The organism is Synechococcus sp. WC101, assembly GCF_047461555.1.
Taxonomy (GTDB): domain Bacteria; phylum Cyanobacteriota; class Cyanobacteriia; order Thermostichales; family Thermostichaceae; genus Thermostichus.
Genome location: NZ_JANSHG010000001.1, coordinates 22597 through 38711 on the forward strand (window position 1 = coordinate 22597; position 16115 = coordinate 38711).

At 59.5% G+C, this 16115-nt stretch carries 16 protein-coding genes; 13 read left to right on the forward strand and 3 right to left on the reverse strand.

Annotation, left to right across the window (positions count from 1 at the left end; genetic code table 11):
• Positions 1-195: 195 nt before the first annotated feature.
• Positions 196-471: a DUF4404 family protein gene (locus NW809_RS00085; protein ID WP_041438641.1), complete on the reverse strand. Its 276-nt coding sequence runs from the start codon at positions 469-471 to the stop codon at positions 196-198.
• A gap of 380 nt (positions 472-851) precedes the next feature.
• Here NW809_RS00085 and NW809_RS00090 point away from each other — a divergent pair, with 380 nt between their 5' ends.
• From NW809_RS00090 to NW809_RS00115, 6 genes are all read left to right on the forward strand, one after another.
• Positions 852-1622 (forward strand): SIMPL domain-containing protein, encoded by a 771-nt coding sequence (locus tag NW809_RS00090; protein WP_240527312.1) that lies wholly within the window; start codon positions 852-854, stop codon positions 1620-1622.
• Between the two features lie 315 nt (positions 1623-1937).
• Positions 1938-3170, forward strand: coding sequence for a response regulator (locus NW809_RS00095; protein WP_414401293.1), 1233 nt, complete (start codon positions 1938-1940; stop codon positions 3168-3170).
• A gap of 67 nt (positions 3171-3237) precedes the next feature.
• Positions 3238-3741, forward strand: coding sequence for a hypothetical protein (locus NW809_RS00100; protein WP_011431503.1), 504 nt, complete (start codon positions 3238-3240; stop codon positions 3739-3741).
• 35 nt (positions 3742-3776) lie between these two features.
• Positions 3777-4652 carry a shikimate dehydrogenase gene (locus NW809_RS00105; protein ID WP_099812719.1) on the forward strand — a complete coding sequence of 292 codons (876 nt, stop codon included), beginning with the start codon at positions 3777-3779 and terminating at the stop codon, positions 4650-4652.
• Between the two features lie 285 nt (positions 4653-4937).
• The gene (locus NW809_RS00110; protein ID WP_414401294.1) at positions 4938-6593 is read left to right on the forward strand and encodes a hypothetical protein; all 1656 of its coding nucleotides are present in this window, start codon (positions 4938-4940) and stop codon (positions 6591-6593) included.
• 15 nt (positions 6594-6608) lie between these two features.
• Positions 6609-6824, forward strand: a complete 216-nt coding sequence (locus tag NW809_RS00115) for a hypothetical protein (protein ID WP_011431506.1) — start codon at positions 6609-6611, stop codon at positions 6822-6824.
• A gap of 206 nt (positions 6825-7030) precedes the next feature.
• On the opposite strand, the gene argS is transcribed toward NW809_RS00115, so the two are convergent.
• Positions 7031-8827 carry an arginine--tRNA ligase gene (gene argS, locus NW809_RS00120; protein WP_011431507.1) on the reverse strand — a complete coding sequence of 599 codons (1797 nt, stop codon included), beginning with the start codon at positions 8825-8827 and terminating at the stop codon, positions 7031-7033.
• Between the two features lie 345 nt (positions 8828-9172).
• Here argS and NW809_RS00125 point away from each other — a divergent pair, with 345 nt between their 5' ends.
• On the forward strand, positions 9173-10024 hold the full coding sequence (locus NW809_RS00125) for an electron transfer flavoprotein subunit beta/FixA family protein (RefSeq protein ID WP_011431509.1): 852 nt from the start codon (positions 9173-9175) through the stop codon (positions 10022-10024).
• Positions 10025-10161: 137 nt separating this feature from the next.
• Positions 10162-11280: an electron transfer flavoprotein subunit alpha/FixB family protein gene (locus NW809_RS00130; protein ID WP_011431510.1), complete on the forward strand. Its 1119-nt coding sequence runs from the start codon at positions 10162-10164 to the stop codon at positions 11278-11280.
• 18 nt (positions 11281-11298) lie between these two features.
• Here the strand turns inward: NW809_RS00130 and NW809_RS00135 are convergent, their stop codons facing one another.
• On the reverse strand, positions 11299-11583 hold the full coding sequence (locus NW809_RS00135) for a YggT family protein (RefSeq protein WP_011431511.1): 285 nt from the start codon (positions 11581-11583) through the stop codon (positions 11299-11301).
• Between the two features lie 289 nt (positions 11584-11872).
• On the opposite strand from NW809_RS00135, the gene NW809_RS00140 reads away from it, so the two are divergent.
• The 5 genes from NW809_RS00140 to NW809_RS00160 all read left to right on the forward strand — a co-directional run.
• Complete coding sequence (locus tag NW809_RS00140) at positions 11873-13015, forward strand: response regulator (protein ID WP_011431512.1); 1143 nt, start codon at positions 11873-11875, stop codon at positions 13013-13015.
• A 227-nt stretch (positions 13016-13242) separates the two neighbouring features.
• Positions 13243-13629 carry a response regulator gene (locus NW809_RS00145; RefSeq protein WP_011431513.1) on the forward strand — a complete coding sequence of 129 codons (387 nt, stop codon included), beginning with the start codon at positions 13243-13245 and terminating at the stop codon, positions 13627-13629.
• Complete coding sequence (locus tag NW809_RS00150; RefSeq protein WP_011431514.1) at positions 13626-13991, forward strand: response regulator transcription factor; 366 nt, start codon at positions 13626-13628, stop codon at positions 13989-13991. Before NW809_RS00145 ends, NW809_RS00150 begins: the two co-directional genes overlap by 4 nt.
• A gap of 111 nt (positions 13992-14102) precedes the next feature.
• A complete protein-coding gene (locus NW809_RS00155; RefSeq protein ID WP_041438647.1) occupies positions 14103-14621 on the forward strand; it encodes a chemotaxis protein CheW in 519 nt (172 codons plus the stop codon).
• Between the two features lie 308 nt (positions 14622-14929).
• The coding region (locus NW809_RS00160; RefSeq protein WP_414401295.1) for a tetratricopeptide repeat protein at positions 14930-16115 on the forward strand (1186 nt) is incomplete at its 3' end.

A 16115-nucleotide genomic window follows, 5' to 3' on the forward strand; every position in this document is an offset into this window, starting at 1 on the left:
CTGCTCGATTTCCCGGCTGCGAGCGGCGTTTTGCTCGCTCAGCTCGGCGTGGCTTTCCCGAATGGCCTGGCGCAGCTCTTGGATCTCGCGGCTGTTAGCAGCAGTTTGCTCGGCTGCCTGAGCTAGGAGTTGTTCTACTCGATCTAAGCGGTCTTGGCCGTTCATTCTGAAACCCTTGGATACCCACCGCGGGAACTACAAACCCATTCCTGCCAATGTGTCAATCACCTGCTCCAGGATCAGCGTGAGGTTAGGGTGAGAGGTTTCAAACAGTGCCAGCGCTTCCCCAATGCGAGCTTTGCGCCCTGGGTTTTGTTGGCCCTTGGTTGGGGATCCCAGCTCTGCCAGCACGGCTTCCACCTCCTGGCGGATGGCGGCAATGTGCTGCCGCTGCCTTTCATCCAAGCCGGAGGTTTTTTGCAGCTCAACATCCAGATCGTGCAGCAGTTGTCGCAGTTTTGATTCGGCCATTCTCAAAAAGACCTTAACAAATCAATAAATCAAGTTTTGACCACGCTGACTCGATCATACGTCCTATGGGCAGGAGCGGAGATCGCTCTTTTGGGGGTGGCTGAGGCGGCAAAGGTTAACTTTTGCAGCCAGGGATCCCAACCTTGGAGCAACTCTCATTAGGATGGCCAGTAGCCTTGCTGTCTATCCCTATGTCTGAGCTGGCATTGGCCCTGCTGGGGGCAGCAGTTGCCGTTGCCCTGTTCCTAGGAATTAGACAGGGCCAGGGGCTGTTGCAGCGGTGGGCAGCAACGCAACGTCTGGGTGAGGCTAGGGCACTGGTGGCTGGGGCTTTTGTCCAGCCAGATGGAAGAGCGGTGGGAGTAAGTTGGGGATGAAGCATGGAAGGGAGCAAGGGCTGGAAAAAAGAGCAGTTGGGATTCTTGAAGGGAATGCCCTGGCTGGCTTTGGGACTGGCGCTGGTCTTATTGGTGTGGAATGGGCTTGGCAGCAATGGAGGAGCGATGGCCAGTCCCGGTGAAGGATCCCGAACTTTGACGGTAACCGGCCAGGGATCTGTTGCGGTGGAAACCTCCATTGCGGTAATCCGGCTGGGGGTGGTGCTCCAAGGGGAGACGGCGCAATCGGTACAGCAACAGGTGGCCGAGCGCTCGGAGCGGCTGGTGAACCGCCTCAAGGAGCTGCAGGTGAGCGCCCTGCAGACCACCGGCATTTCCCTCTATCCCCAATACGACTACCAGCAGAGCCCACCCCGCCTGAGCGGGGTACAGGGGCAGAACAGCTTGCAATTTGAGGTGCCCATAGCCCGAGCCGGACAAGTGCTGGATGAAGCCGTGGCCGCCGGAGCTACCCAGGTGGAATCAGTCAGCTTCCGGGCCGACGAGGCCACCTTGCTGCAGGCGCGCAGCCGTGCCTTAAGGCAGGCTGTAGAAGATGCCCAACGTCAAGCCAACGATGTGTTGAGGGCCTTGAACCTGAGCAGCCGTTCCGTGGAGCGCATCCAAATTCACAGCGAGGGCTACATCGCGCCGCCAGTTCCTCTGGCAGGCATGGGTGGAGCGGAGTATGCTCGCCTACAGGCAGCCTCCACGCCAGTGGAGGGAGGACAACAAACCGTGCGCGCCCAAGTCACGCTCGAGATTCGTTTCTAGGTTCCTGTGGCGGCCATGAAGTCGCGTCGAACCCTGCCTTCCCTCTCGCTGGGGCAGAGAAGGATTCCCCCTGGGAGAGGGAGGAACGCCTAGAAGCCTCTTCCTCGGGTTGGGAATGACTACGAAACTTCAAAAATCTCAAAAAAATAACCCGGCAAAGTTAGGTAGTGGCTGCCAATCCCTACGTCTAGAATGGCGATGGAAAACCATTGGAAAGTTTGCCGGATTTCCTTCTCATCTGGCTTTGGCTTGCCCGTGGATCCCAATTTGGAGAGCGCTGCTGCCACTGGTACGTCTGAAGGCCCTCAGGCAAGCTTGGGCGCTAGCAAAGGCGAAGCCAACAGCTTGCGGGCCCATGTGCTGATCGTGGATGACAGCTACATGGTGGCGGAAATGCTCTCTAATTTTCTCGGCAAGCAGGGCTGTAGTATTTCCTATGCCCTGGATGGCCTTTCTGCCCTAGAACAAATCCGCCGCCGAACTCCAGATCTCATCATTGCCGACTGGGTCATGCCCGCTCTCGACGGCCTAGAGCTGTGCCGGCAGTTGCGGCAAGCGCCCGAATATGCCTGGGTGTACTACATCCTCATGACCGCCCGCGAGGGCAACGACAACATGGAGCGGGCTTTAGAAGCCGGAGCCGACGAGTTTCTTTCTAAGCCTTTTCAGGCGGCGGAGCTGCTGACGCGGGTGCGGGCAGGGCTGCGCATTGTGGAGAGCCGCCGCCAGCAATATCTGCTCCAGACTGGACAAAAACAAGTCTCATCTCCTTCTGGCTCGGTTGCTTTGGGCAATCGGCAGGATCTGGTTACTCGCCTGCCGTTGCGGGTGGCCCAAGCCCGTGCCCAATCGGATCCCCTCAGTTTGTTTGTGCTGCGCTTGGCCAACCTCGCTGCTCTGGGGCAAGGACTGGAGGCCGGCGGTCGGGCTGCTCTTCTCAAGCTGTTTACGGATCGCTTGGCCCACAATTTGCGAGAGGGGGATGATCTCTTTTGCTACGACGAGGGCCAGTTTATCGTGGTGCTGCCGGGGAGCACTCTGGCCGCTGCCCAGATCGCTGCCGAGCGCTGCTGCCAGCGGTTGATCCAGGATCCCTTTGTGGTGAATGGGCAAGCGCTGCCGGTGCAGCTTCAATTTGGGGCGGCCACGCTCACAGATAAGGACGATCCCAAGGGGGTGGCCCTGTTGCGACGGGCTGCCCAAGCCCTGCGAGACAGCAAAAATGTCCACACCTCGGTGGTGACTGCTCCCCATCCCATCCTCGTTTCCGACCGTGTCAGGGGGACGGAGTCTTCAGAGCTGCTGAAATCTCTGCAACGTCTGGAACAAGAAAATGCCAACCTGCGCCAGGAGTTGGAAACTCACCTCCGGCAGCTCGAAGAGTTGCGGCAACAAAACCAAGAGCTAAGCCAAAGGGTTGGCAGGCTTGGATCTGAAACCTCTGCAGCGGGATCCCGCTCTCAGAGGCCCTTGTGGATCCGCCGGCGGAAACCGCGGCGTCGTCTAAAGCGTCAACTGGGCCGCGGAAAATGGCGACTGCGCCGGTAAGTCCGATCCCCAAAGTTTGCCATCAGGTTGGCTTGAGCAGAATGGGTGGGGGAGAGGTGTAACAGCGATGTTCAATTCTATTCAGGGCCGAGGAGCAGGATCCGCTACCTGGAAGTCAGCAAGAAGGTGGTTTCTCGACAACATCGAGCTGATCCTGACAGCGGTGGGGATAGGCGTAATCCTGCTCAGCGGTTGGGTGGCCAGCCGCAGCGCTCTTTCCGTAGCAATGGCAACGGCAGTCAGCGCCACCGTGGTGGGGGTTATCCACGGCATTCTGTTCTGGCTGTTGCGGCGGCGGCAGCGCCGAGTGCGGCAGGAGGCCATCGGTCAGATTCGCGAAATGCTGGAGGATCTGGGCAAAAACCGGCTGCAAACCATCAAGATGAGCCTGTACATGGTGCAGGCGCGCCAACCAGATCAAGAAGAGCGCACCCGCCAAAGCTTTGACCGCGCCTACCAAATTCTGGGAGAGATCAGCAACTTAATCGATCACATTTCCGAGGAATCCCTGGCCAGTTGGCGGCAGCGCTACCGGCAAACTCTAGATCGCGTGGAGTCGGAATCTCGATAGCCGAGACTCGCAGACAATTTGGAGTTGGGATTGGAGTGGACAGGCGGATTTCGGGAAGCACACAGTTGCTGGGCCTGATCGGGGATCCGGTGGCCCACAGCCTATCCCCGGCGATGCACAACGCCGCTCTGGCGGCCATGGGAGAAGACTACTGCTATGTGCCCTTTCCGGTGGCGGCAGAGCGCTTAGCGGTGGCGGTGGCCGGCCTGGCGGCCATCGGCGTGCGGGGGTTTAATGTCACCATTCCCCACAAGCAGGCGATTCTGCCTTTGCTCAGCCAGGTGGAAGCGCGGGCGGCAGCGGTGGGAGCGGTGAACACGGTCTACGCCCTGCCGGAGGGAGGCTGGGGCGGCACCAACACCGATATCGACGGCTTTGTCCAGCCTTTGCTGGGCCTGGAGAAAGGGATCCCCACCCTGATCCTGGGATCCGGCGGGGCGGCGCGGGCGGCCATCCAGGGCTGTTTGGAGCTGGGGCTGGGGCCAGTGCGGGTGGCCGGGCGATCCCCTGAGAAGTTACGTGCCTTGCAACAGACCTGGCCGCAGGTGGAGACGCTGAGCTGGGCAGAACTGGATCGCCACCTGGCTGAGACGCGGCTTTTGGTCAACACCACCCCCGTGGGCATGCATAAGCCGGGATCCCTTGCTGAGCTGTCTCCCCTCAGCTGGGAGCAACTGCGCCTTCTGCCCGCCGGCGCCACTGTCTATGACTTGGTCTATGTGCCGGATCCCACACCGCTGCTGCGCATGGCTGCTGAGCTGGGCCACACCCCTATTGGCGGCCTGGAAATGTTGATCCACCAGGGGGCCAAAGCCCTCTCCCTCTGGCTGGGGGGCAAGCCCGTGCCGGTAGAGGTGATGCGGCAGGCGGCCCGGCAGCAGTTGGCCCAGATCGGGGATCCCAACTCCTAGTTGTCCTCTTGGCTGAGTCTTGAATTCAAACAGAGCCGTATTTTTTGCTACAAAGATAGGCTCCTCACTCTGTTGAAATCGGTAAACGATCGAGCTTCCTGCAATGTTATTCTCCGCGCTGAGAAGCCCACAGTCGTGCGAGAAGTTTCAGGACAACGGGCTCGAAGTTAAATGAGCTTGATTGAGCTTGTTCGAGCGGGAACAATTGCTTTTGATTTGCCGATCTTTAGAGGAGAAAGAGGATAGGATTGAAGCCATTCTCAGTAGAGGTTGAGAGTGTCGGGAGTGCTGAGGCAACGGTGGAAAAAATACGGGATCCGTTGGCTGGGGGGCGTGCTCGGCGCGCTGATACTCCTGGGATCCGGGATCGCCGCCCAGGCCCAATTCTTCTGGCCCGGCCATTCCGGGTTGCAGGGTAGGGGGGAACAGAGGGGATCCCTCGACGCCTTCTGCCGGCAGCCGCCTGAGGAAGTGGCGCGCAAGGCCCAACTGCGCCAGCGGGCCGCCCAGTCAGATGCCGCCCGAGCTGAATACAACCAAGTTTTGGCAGAACATCGCGCTGCCTTGATCGCCTGCCGTAGCCGCCGTTGGCCGCAAATCCAAGCCATTTGGGTGCGCTTGCATCCCTGCGATGCCAATCCGGGCGTGTTGGATCAGGTGTTTGACCAGGTGGTGAACCTGGGCTACAACCGCGTCTTTATCGAGACGTTTTACGATGGCCGCTCCATTTTGCCAAATGGTGGGGGCGGGATCTGGCCCAGCCTACAGCCCAACGCCGATTTGTTGGATTTGGCCCTCAAGGCGGCGCGACGGCGAGGGCTTTCGGCTTATGCCTGGGTGTTTTCCCTCAATTTTGGCTACAGCTACGGACAGCGACCGGATCGTCAGGCAGTCTTGGCCCGCAACGGCCGTGGCCTCACCACCGTCTTGGATCCGGCAACGGCCCTTCTGGAAGATTTGGGCAGCCCGGATGAGGTGTTTGTGGATCCCTTCCATCCCGTGGCGCGCCGGGATTTTGCCGAGCTGATCCGCCGCATCCTGCAGCGGCAGCCGGATGGGATCCTCTTCGACTACATTCGCTATCCCCGCGGCTCTGGGGGATCCAGCCTGGCAGCCACCGTCCGGGATCTCTGGATCCATGGGGAGGCGGCCCGGCAAGCCTACCTGGATTTGGCAGAAAACGCGGCAGGCCGAGCCTTGCTGGAGCGTTACCTCAGCCAGGGCTACGTGACAGTGGCGGATGTGCTCCACCTGGACGCCACCTATGGCGAAGAGCCCAAGTGGCGTCAGCCAGGGGATCCCAGGCCCAGCGCAAGCGGGGAGCGGCCGCTTTCTCCAGAGCTATGGGACGGGATGGCCCAAGGCAGAGCAGGCGGGAACGAAGATCTACATTCAAGCCTTGCAAACGAGGATTCCCAGCCGTCGGCGAATCCCACCCCCTCTCCGACACCCAGCGCCGCTTTCCGACAGGAGCGCTGGCAGCAGCAGCTCTGGCAGCTCAGCGTCGAGTTTGCCCGCTACGGGATCCTCGATTACCTACGGCAAGCTGCCCAACCGGCCCAAAGCCTTGGGATCCCGAGCGGAGCCGTCTTTTTCCCCGATGGCAATCAGGCGGTGGGAGAAGGGTTTGACGCTCGTCTCCAGCCCTGGGATCGCTTCGATCCCGGCATGGAGTGGCACCCAATGGCCTATGCCAAGTGCGAGGATGGCTCCTGTGTGGCGCAGCAGGTGGAGCAGGTCTTGGCCGTGGCCTCTCCCCAAACCTTTGTCTGCCCGGCCATTGCCGGCCTGTGGGGACAAGCGCAGCGAAAACGCCCCAGCCTGGAAGCCCAAATGGCAGAGCTGGCCCGCCGCTTCCCGCAGTTGCCCTGTGTGAGTCACTTTGCCCTCTCTTGGATCGAGCCGGAGCTGGAACGCAGCCGTCGCACTTGTCAACTCTGATGCCCATCTCAATCTATGAGCGCCGAACAATTCGAGCTGATTAACCGCTTGTTTCAACTCACGTTTCAAATCGGGGATCGCTTGGGATGTGAGTCTTCGGATCCTGCTCAGTTATTGCTGACCAGCCAACCTAGCCTGGAAGCAAGCCATCTATATTTCCCTTCCGATTACGTTTATGAGGCTCTGGATCCCGAAGTGTGGGCCAATCATGTGCTGAGGTGCCAGCTTTAGCCCAGATGGCCGATATTTTGCAACCTTACCTTTTCACCGGTGGCATCTATCGCCAAGACGAGGTTTCGTGGTGGATTTGCGCTTTTTGGATGGCTCAAGAGAGGCTAGGAACCAACGTGCTCTTGCGCGCCCACAGAGTCGAAACTTAGGCAGTTGATCCCCAAGTTCCCTCTCGTATTGAGATGGGGATCGGTGTTACTTAAAATCTACATCGACTCCGGCGCGCTCAGGCCGAGAATGCCGGTAAGCACGTTAAACAAAACCTGTCGCGTGGCCTGCACCAATTGAATGCGGGCTTGAGCCAAGAGGGGATCCTCTTTCAAAAGGGGCAAAATGCGGCAGTTGTCATAAAACTTGTTGAAATCGGCGGCAATCGCCTCGGCATAGCGGATGATCTTGTGGGGGGCGCGCTCTTCGGCAGCGGCGATCAGCTCATCGGGCAGGGCCAACAGGCGCAGCAACAGGGCCCGCTCTTCGGGTTCTTGGTAGGGCAGTTTTTGTTGCTCTGTCAAGGTAACTTTGTTAGTTAGCTCCACTTTTTCTTCTTCCTGAAGCCGCCGCAGCAGGGTACAGCAGCGGGCATGGCTGTAGTGGACATAGACCACCGGGTTGTCGAAAGTTTGCTTGACGGCCAAATCCAAATCGAAGTTGATGGGGCTGTCCATGCTGCTGCTGAGCAAAAACCAGCGGGCCGCATCCACCCCAACGCCAATTTCGGGATCGTCGATGAGATCGTTTAAGGAGACAAAATTGCCGGTGCGCTTGGACATGCGCACTTCGGTTTTCTCGCCGGTTTCCGGGTCGGTTTTGAACAATTTGACAAATTGTCCAATCAGGATCTCCAGCTTGACATCCGGGCTGAAGGCGCCCACCGCCGCATGCAAGCGACCGATATAGCCGTGGTGATCCGAGCCGAGGATGTTGATGAGCCGTTGATAGCCCCGCCGCACTTTGTCGCGGTGGTAGGCAATGTCGGCGGCCAGGTAGGTAAAGGAGCCATCCGCCTTCTGCACCACCCGATCCTTGTCGTCGCCAAACTCTTGGGTTTTGAAATAGACGGCCTCTTCCGCTCCCGGCTTGGGATCCTCACCCCGCGGCGCCTTGGCCCTGTAGAGGAAGCCGCGCTCCTGCAGCTCCTGCAAAGCCTGTTGGATGGCGCTCAGGCCCGTCTGGGGATCCGGGGCGTGCAGGCGGCGCTCGCTAAACCAGTGGTCAAACTCGGTGCGCAACTGTTGCAAAGTCTGCTTTTGCCAAGCCAGCATCTCGGCGTAGGCAAAATCGGTGTACTCTTCCGGGGTGGTGGGCAGAGGGCGGATCCCGGCCTTAACTTGATCCAGCAGCCGCCGGGCGATATCGACCAAGTAGCTGCCGTGATAGGCGTCTTCCGGCAGAGCCACCTCTTCGCCCTGCAGTTGCCGCACCCGCACTTCTAGCGACTGGCCCAAGAGCCGCATCTGGTTGCCGGCATCGTTGATGTAGAACTCCCGCTCCACCTGGTGCCCCGTCCAGCGCAGCAGGTTGGCCAGCGTGGAGCCGACAGCAGCCCAGCGCCCGTGCCCCACGTGCAGGGGCCCCGTCGGGTTGGCGGAAACATACTCCAGCAGGATGCGCTCGGGATGGGGGGCAGCAGTTTTGCCGAAATCTTCCCCCAACCGCAACAGCTCTTGTAACCGCTCGGCCAAAAAGGAATCCCCCAGCCGGAAATTGAGGTACCCCCCCCCTGCTACCTCAGTTGCAATGCCCGGCAGATCCAGGTGTTTTTGCAGAGTCTGGGCGATCTGGGCCGGCGCCATGCGGCAGAGCTTGGCCATGCCCAGAGGAGTGGGACAGGCGTAGTCGCCGTAGCGGGGATCGCTGGGAATTTGGATCGTGGGAGCAACTCCTGCCGCCTGCTCCAGCGTCAGCGATCCCAGTTGCCCTGCCTCGGAGGCCCGTCGAATGCTCTCGGATACAGCGGCGGTGAGAAAGCGAACTAGCGAGGTGGAGAGGGGTTGGGTGGCCATGGCAGAGACCTTGCCGGAAAATTCAACCCAGAGAAGAGGCGTTTTTCGATTTTGACATACTTCCGCCTGGGCTAGGCCCCTCTACCAGAGCCACTCCTGCTGTAGCGCCAAGTTAGTATCAAGTTAGATGTCTAACAAAGTTACTGAAAAGCAGAGATCATTGCGCCTCATTAACCATAGTAAATTGTTCTTCAGTTCTTAGAGAGAAACCTTGAAAACGGCAGGTTCTGCGGCCATGGCTACGCTCAAGCCCAAAGCTGCTATCGATCCCAAAGAAAAGCTAAATAAGCCTGCGCAGGTTGGGGATCCCTTCTAACGTGGAGAAAATTGCTGGGGAGTTGCCGCTTGGAAACCTTTGTTTTGATCAAGCAAGTTCCCGATCCAAATGCCAAAGCCGGCATCAACAGCGATGGCACAATCGACCGGGCCAAGGCCAAGCGGATGCTCAACCCTTTCGATCGCTATGCGCTGGAAGCGGCCCTGCAAACCAAACGGCAACACGGGGCGAGGGTGACGGCAATTACCATGGGGCCGCCCCCGGCCATCGAGGTGCTCTACGAGGCCATTGCCCACGGCGTGGATCGGGGCATTTTGATGACCGACCGCCGCCTGGCCGCTTCGGATACCTTGGCCACCGCCTATACCCTGGCCCACACGGTTCGCTACGCCGGCCAGCCCGATGTCATCTTCTGCGGGCTCCAGACCACTGACGGCGACACGGCCCAGGTGGGGCCCCAGTTGGCCGAGCGGCTGGGGATCCCTCAGGTTACCTATTGCGAGGCCTTCGAGATCCGCGATGGGATGCTGGTGGCGCGGCGGGCCATCGAAGGGGGATCCCAAATCGTGATGGTGCCTCTGCCGGCCTTAGTCACGGTAGCCAATTCGGCGCGGCGTCTGGCCTATCCTACCCTGCGCGGTGTGCAGCGGGTGCAGCGGCTGATGCGGGATGAGGCGGCGCGGGCCGAGGCCATCCAGATCCTCAACCTGGACGATGTGGGGGCCGATCCAAAGCGCTGCGGCCTCCAGGGATCCCCGACCATCGTGGCCGCCACCGAAAAAGTAGGGGAAATCGGCGGCAACTGTCAGATCTTTCAAGGGCAGCCCGTGCCGCAACTGGTGAAGGAATTGGCTCAGGCACTTGACTTGAGCCTCTACCTGGCTACCCCAGAGGCTTTACCCTCTTTCCCCTTCCGCTAACTCCACCCTCTAAACCCATTCCTTAACTTCTCAGTTGCAGCCTGCCCAAAGGTGAGTTATCGCTAAGTTGCGGAAATCTGTATAGGAATTGACCAAACTTCCCAGCCTTTCTACTTTGATGAGGAGTCGTAAGCTCTATGGAGCACAAGCGGGTGTTGATCTTCGCCGAGCAGATCAAGGGTGAGTTGCAGCCCATCGGCCTGGAGCTGTTGGGAGCGGGGCGACGGCTGGCCGATAAGCTGGAAGCCACCCTGAGCGCCCTTGTCCTCGGGCACAACATCGCTCACCTGCCCCCAATCCTGATCGGCCATGGGGCGGATCAGGTCTTCGTTGCCGACCACCCCGAGCTGGCCGAATACCGCACCCTGCCCTACCGCCGCGTTATCCTGGACTTGATCAAAAGCTGGCCCCAGCCGCCCCACACCATCCTGCTGGGATCCACCACCACCGGTCGGGACTTGGCCCCCCGTCTGGCCGCCCACCTGGAAACCGGCCTGACCGCCGACTGCACCGAGCTCGACATCGGCCCCTTCGAGTACAGCAACAGCAAAGATCCCGGCAAGTCTGGCTTCTTCCCCGACTGCCTGTACGCCATTCGGCCCAGCTTTGGCGAGTCCCTCAAGGCCCGCATCCTCGGCCCCTGGAAAAACCCGCAGATGGCCACCGTGCGCCCCGGGGTGATGCAGCCGCTTCCCTGGGACGGATCCCGCCAAGGAGAAGTGATCCCGGTGCCGGTTAACTTGGAGCCGGAGGATCTCAAGCTGCAAATTGTGGAAACGGTGCGCAACCTCTCCCAGGCCGTCGATCTGACGCGGGCCAAAGTGATCGTTGCTGGCGGCTACGGGCTGGGATCGGCAGACGGCTTTGAGCTGATGCGCGAGCTGGCCGCCTGTTTCCCCAACAGCGCCGTCGGCTCCTCCCGCAAGGCTGTGGATGCCGGCTGGATCCCCTATGCCCACCAGGTGGGGCAAACTGGCAAGACCGTCCGCCCCCAGCTCTACATCGCCTGTGGTATCTCCGGGGCCATCCAACACCGCGTCGGCATGGACAAGTCCCAGACCATCATCGCCATCAACAAAGACAGCTCTGCCCCCATCTTCAAATTTGCCCACTACGGCATCGTGGGGGATCTCTACCAGGTGGTGCCCGAACTGATCCGGCAACTGCAGCAGATGCAGGAGAAAACCCAGGCGGACTCTCCTGCCCGGCCTTCGCCAACCCCCGCCCTGCAGATCCCTATCTTGCAGGGCCGCTAATCCTCCTGGGAAAGCACTTTAGTGCAGGGCCATGGTCAACAATCCCTGCTGTCCCAGCAACACCTCCCGCAACAGGGTAACCAGGCCCACCCACACTACAGGCGCCATGTCCACCCCCCCCAGGGGCGGGATCAGGCGGCGTGTCGGGCGCAGCAAAAACTCCGTCAGGCCGACCACTGGCGAATAGGGCAGCCGAGAGGTATCCAGTTGCGGATACCAGGATAAGAAGATGCGCAGCACAAACAGAACGGTGTAGAGCGCCAGCAGCGGGCCCAGCACCCAAGTGGTGAAAATCGGCAGCATTGCTTTTGCAACAATTGAGTTTCAGGGGAGGTTCTTCACCTATTCTGCTCCAAGGAAAGCCGCCTGTGCAGATCCATCGGCTTGCCTTCAAACCAGAAGTTAGTCCTTTGGTCGCTGAAAAGGGATCCCTGGATCCGCTTCTGGCCAGTTCCAACCTAAAAGCCCGAGGAACCCAGAAATCTTCAGGATTCAAAGTGGGTTATTTCCCCAAAAAGCTCCCCTTGTGGGATGGCAGCAAGAAGGCTAGCGTCATAATGGTCATATCTTGCTGACTGCAGGCAGGGATCCCATGCAGGGAAGATTACAAGAGATCGATATCCGAAGCATCCTTCAATTGATCGAGTTGGGCCAGCGCACCGGTGAGCTTTTCGTAGAGGCCAGACCCTCCATCTACTGGTTTGTCTTTTTCTTGAACGGGCGAATCATCTACGCCTCTGAAACCGAAGGCCACATCGCCCGCCTCAAAGACTACCTGCGCCGCTTCAAGCTGGAAGCCGCCCTAGACGAAGTTCAGATCCCTCCCAAAGCTGCGGTCAATGCCCCCGAATACAACCGCCTCTGGTCTTTGCTGGAAAACCACAAGCTCAACCCCAGCCAAGGCAAGCAAATCCTGCTGGGCATGGTGCGGGAAGTCCTCTTCGACCTGCTCAGCCTCCACCAGGGCTCCTTCATTTTCGAGGCTGGATCCCCCTTGGCCCCCCAACTGACCACCTTTCCTGTCACCCCTCTGCTCGCCGAGATGGTCACCCAGGTGCAGGAGTGGAAAAAGCTGCACCCCTACATCCAAGACCCCAACCAAGCCCCCACCATCGTCAACCCCCTGCCCCTCCAGCAAACCCTGCCCGCCCCCGTCTTCAAGGCGCTGAGCGAGTGGTCGGACGGCAAAACCAGCATTCGCCAAATGGGTCGCTACCTGGGCCGAGACACCCTGGTGGTAGCCAAAGCCATCTATCCCTATGTTCGTCAAGGGGCGATCCACCTCTCCGATCCCGTCCTGATCATCGAGCCCCAGCGCACTCGTCCCCTCAAACCCAGCGACAAGCCCGCCCACATCCTCTGCATCGACGACTCCATGGCCATCCAAAAAACCGTGGAGTTCATCTTGCAAAACGAGGGCTACCAGGTCACCACCATCGGCAACCCCCTCAAAGCCCTGGGACAGGTGTTTCTCCTCAACCCCGACATGATCCTCTGCGATGTGGCCATGCCCAAGTTGGATGGGTACGAGCTGTGCGCCATGTTGCGCAAATCCAGCCAGTTCCGCGAAACCCCCATGATCATGCTCACCGGCAAGGACGGCTTCACCGACCGGCTCAAGGCCCGCATGGCCGGGGCCAACGAGTTTCTGAGCAAGCCCTTTTCTGAGAGGGAATTGTTGACCGTCGTCGAATCTTATGTGGGCCCACCTCCCAAGCGGGGCGGTGGCGAATAAGCGGGGGGCCAGCCGAAATCCCTAAAAAATGTCGAGATTCGAGCCAAGCAAGCAGAGTACTGCAGAATACTGGACAGAAGAGGAACTTCACCAAACAATAGGAGGTAGCCCAACCAGCCTGGGGCTGCAAGGCCAGATGCAGCCAAAAGCGCTGAAAGACAGGATCCCACTTCAGGTAGCCGCCAGGGTTGACCGGACACGCGAAACACAGCAGGGGCGAGATGACCATGAGCAAAGTACTGGTGGTGGATGATAACCGTACCTATCTGGAGGCCATTTCCAGCCTGCTCTCCGAGAGCGGGTTGGAAGTCTCCACAGCCATGGACGGTGTGGAGGCGATGGACATCATTCGTCAGCAGAAGCCTGACGTGGTGGTGCTGGACATCGTCATGCCTGGCATGAACGGCTACGAAGTGTGCCGGGAAGTGAAGAAAGATGAAAGCACCAAGCACATCCGCATCGTCGTGTGTTCCACCAAAGATCAAGTCTTTGATATCGAGTGGGCCAAGCGCAATCAAGCCGATGCCTATGTAACCAAACCTTTCAAGCCTCAAGAGCTATTGGCTACTATCAAACAGCAGTTGCGGGAGATCAAGGAGACCAGCCAAAAATGAGTCGCGTTCTGGTGGTGGAAGACAGCCAATCCCAGCGGGAGATGATCGGCAAGTTGCTGCAGGAAAACGGCTTCGAGGTGATGACGGTGGAAGATGGCGTGGAAGCCGTAGAGGCGGTGAAGCAAAACAAGCCCGACCTGATCGTGCTGGACATCGTCATGCCGCGGATGAATGGCTACGAAGTGTGCCGTCTCCTCAAGGCCGATCCGCTCACCCAAAAAACCCCGATTGTCATGTGTTCTTCCAAAGGCGAAGAGTTCGACCGCTACTGGGGGCTCCGCCAGGGAGCAGATGCCTATATTGCCAAGCCTTTCCAGCCGCAGGAACTGGTGGGTACGATTAAGCAATTGCTGAGAGGCTAGGAACCGCCCATCCCGCCTCTATGCCTGCTGGCAGAGCCCAAAGGGGTTCCATGCCCTGGACAAGGGAGCGGCGGCCACCCCTCCACAAGACCATCGATACGGGGGAGCGTCATGCTAGGGGATCTGGATCTGTTGATGGGGGATGAGACCCAAGAATTGCAGGAAATGGAGGCTCCCGAAGGTGAGCTATTCCTGAAATTCAAGGTCGCCACCGGAGAAGAATTTGCCCTGCCGGCAGTATCGGTTGTAGAGGTGATGAGCATCGGCCCTGAGAAAATTACCCCCATGCCGAATGTCGCGCCAGTTCTGCTGGGCACTCTGAACTTGCGGGGCGAAATTATCTGGGTTGCGGATCTGGGGCAGTTTTTGGGGATCAGCCCGCCCCTCAACCTCGACCGCGCCGAGCTCCCTGTGGTGGCCGTGATGGATCAACCGGATTTGCTGATGGGCCTGGCTGTGGATTTAATTGTGGGCATGGAGTGGCTGAAGACGGAAGCGGTGCGGCCTGTTCTCGTGGCTCCTGAGTCGATAGCTCCCTTCTTGCGAGGGGAATGGGTGGTGCCCGCGACGGGAGCCCGCTTGCCGCTGCTGGATCAGTCAGCCATCCTGAGATCCGACCGTTGGGGTTGAGGAATGGCTAGCCGCAAGTTCGGCAGAAATGGGGAAATTCCAAAGCCATTCACAATGGAAAGAATGGAGCCGATCTTGTTCCCTAGAGATTGGCGCCCGGCCACCCGGCGAGTGTGGCCGTGCTGCCCCAATGGTCTGTGGAAAGAGGGCAAGAGCCCATTCTTTTTGGGAGCAAAGCAGCCAGTTGGGAGAGGTAACCTATCTGTAGCTTAACAATCTAAAGGGTTTAGGCGGGTTGGTGTTGGGGGAGTTCTGGGCATTTGGGTTGAAGTAGCAACAGAGGTAGCCAAGCAGGGAAGGGAGGATCCATGGTTTCGAGCGCAAACAATCAGAGAGACTTTACCGAGGCAATGGTCGCCTTTTGGCAGGGAGATTACGTCGAGGCAGTGCGGTTGTTCAACCAGGTAGCCGCTGCTCAGCCGCAGGATACTGCTGTCAAGTTGCTGCTGGCCTCGGCCCAGAAGCAAGCGGGGCAGTTGCTGGAAGCCCGCCATACCTACGATACCATCCTCAAGACGGCCAGCGATCCTGAGGAGCTGGAGTCGGCCCGCAGGGGCCTGGAGGAGCTGCTCCAGATGGCGCCGGAGCTGGCGGATGTTCCCTCTCCGGCGCAGGAAGACAAGCTCCAACCTCAAGGGGAGTTCCCACCTCAACCGGAGGAGGCGGATCCCTTTCCCCAGTTTGAGTTTGAGGCGATGAGGGAACAGGAGGCCGACCCCTTTGCTCAGGATCTCTTCTCGATGCGAAGCGACAGCTTTGCCGCCGATGAGATGACTTTTGGCGAGGAAGAAAGCTTTGCGGATCCTTTTGAGACAAGGCTAGAAATGGAGCCTGCGGATCCGTTTGCCTCCTCTCACCCGCTGCCCGCCAACCCTCAGGTAACGCCGCCAGCGGTTCCGGGAGAGACCGCTTTGCGAGCGGGCAGGGAGCAGCCTCAAACAGACCCAGTGGTCGATGACGATTTTGCCTTCCTTAGCGAGTTCGACCGGCAGCACCTGCAGGATCTAGACAGTGATTCTATTACGCAGTTGGCTGGCGACGCGGCTTTTCCCGAGGAGATGGGCTTCTCCCTACCCACTTTTGGGGAAGAGGAGGTGGGATCCCTGGATGAGGGCCTGCCGACGGAATTGGCCACCCCCATGAGCGAGCCGATCCCTGCCCCCGAAGAAGACACGGCCGGTCCTGGCCCTGCTCTTTTCGAGCTTAACGAGCTGGACAGTCTGGATCGCGAACTGGCCGGCATGGAGGGCGGCGAGGTGCCGGTCTTCTCTCCCGATGAGGGGGAGACGCAGGAGGCGGGCGGAACGGCTCGCAGCTCGCCTACAATCTCGATGCCCCTCCCAGGGGGCCAGGGAGCGGGGATGTTCGCTGGGATCGCCAACCGCCCGCTTGCCGATCGGCAGTTGGCCACAGCGCTGATCCAAGGAGCCGTGAGTTTGGCTGCCGGGTTGGCCATTGGCCTGGGGATCCCCGCCAATGGGGGAGCTCGCTTGC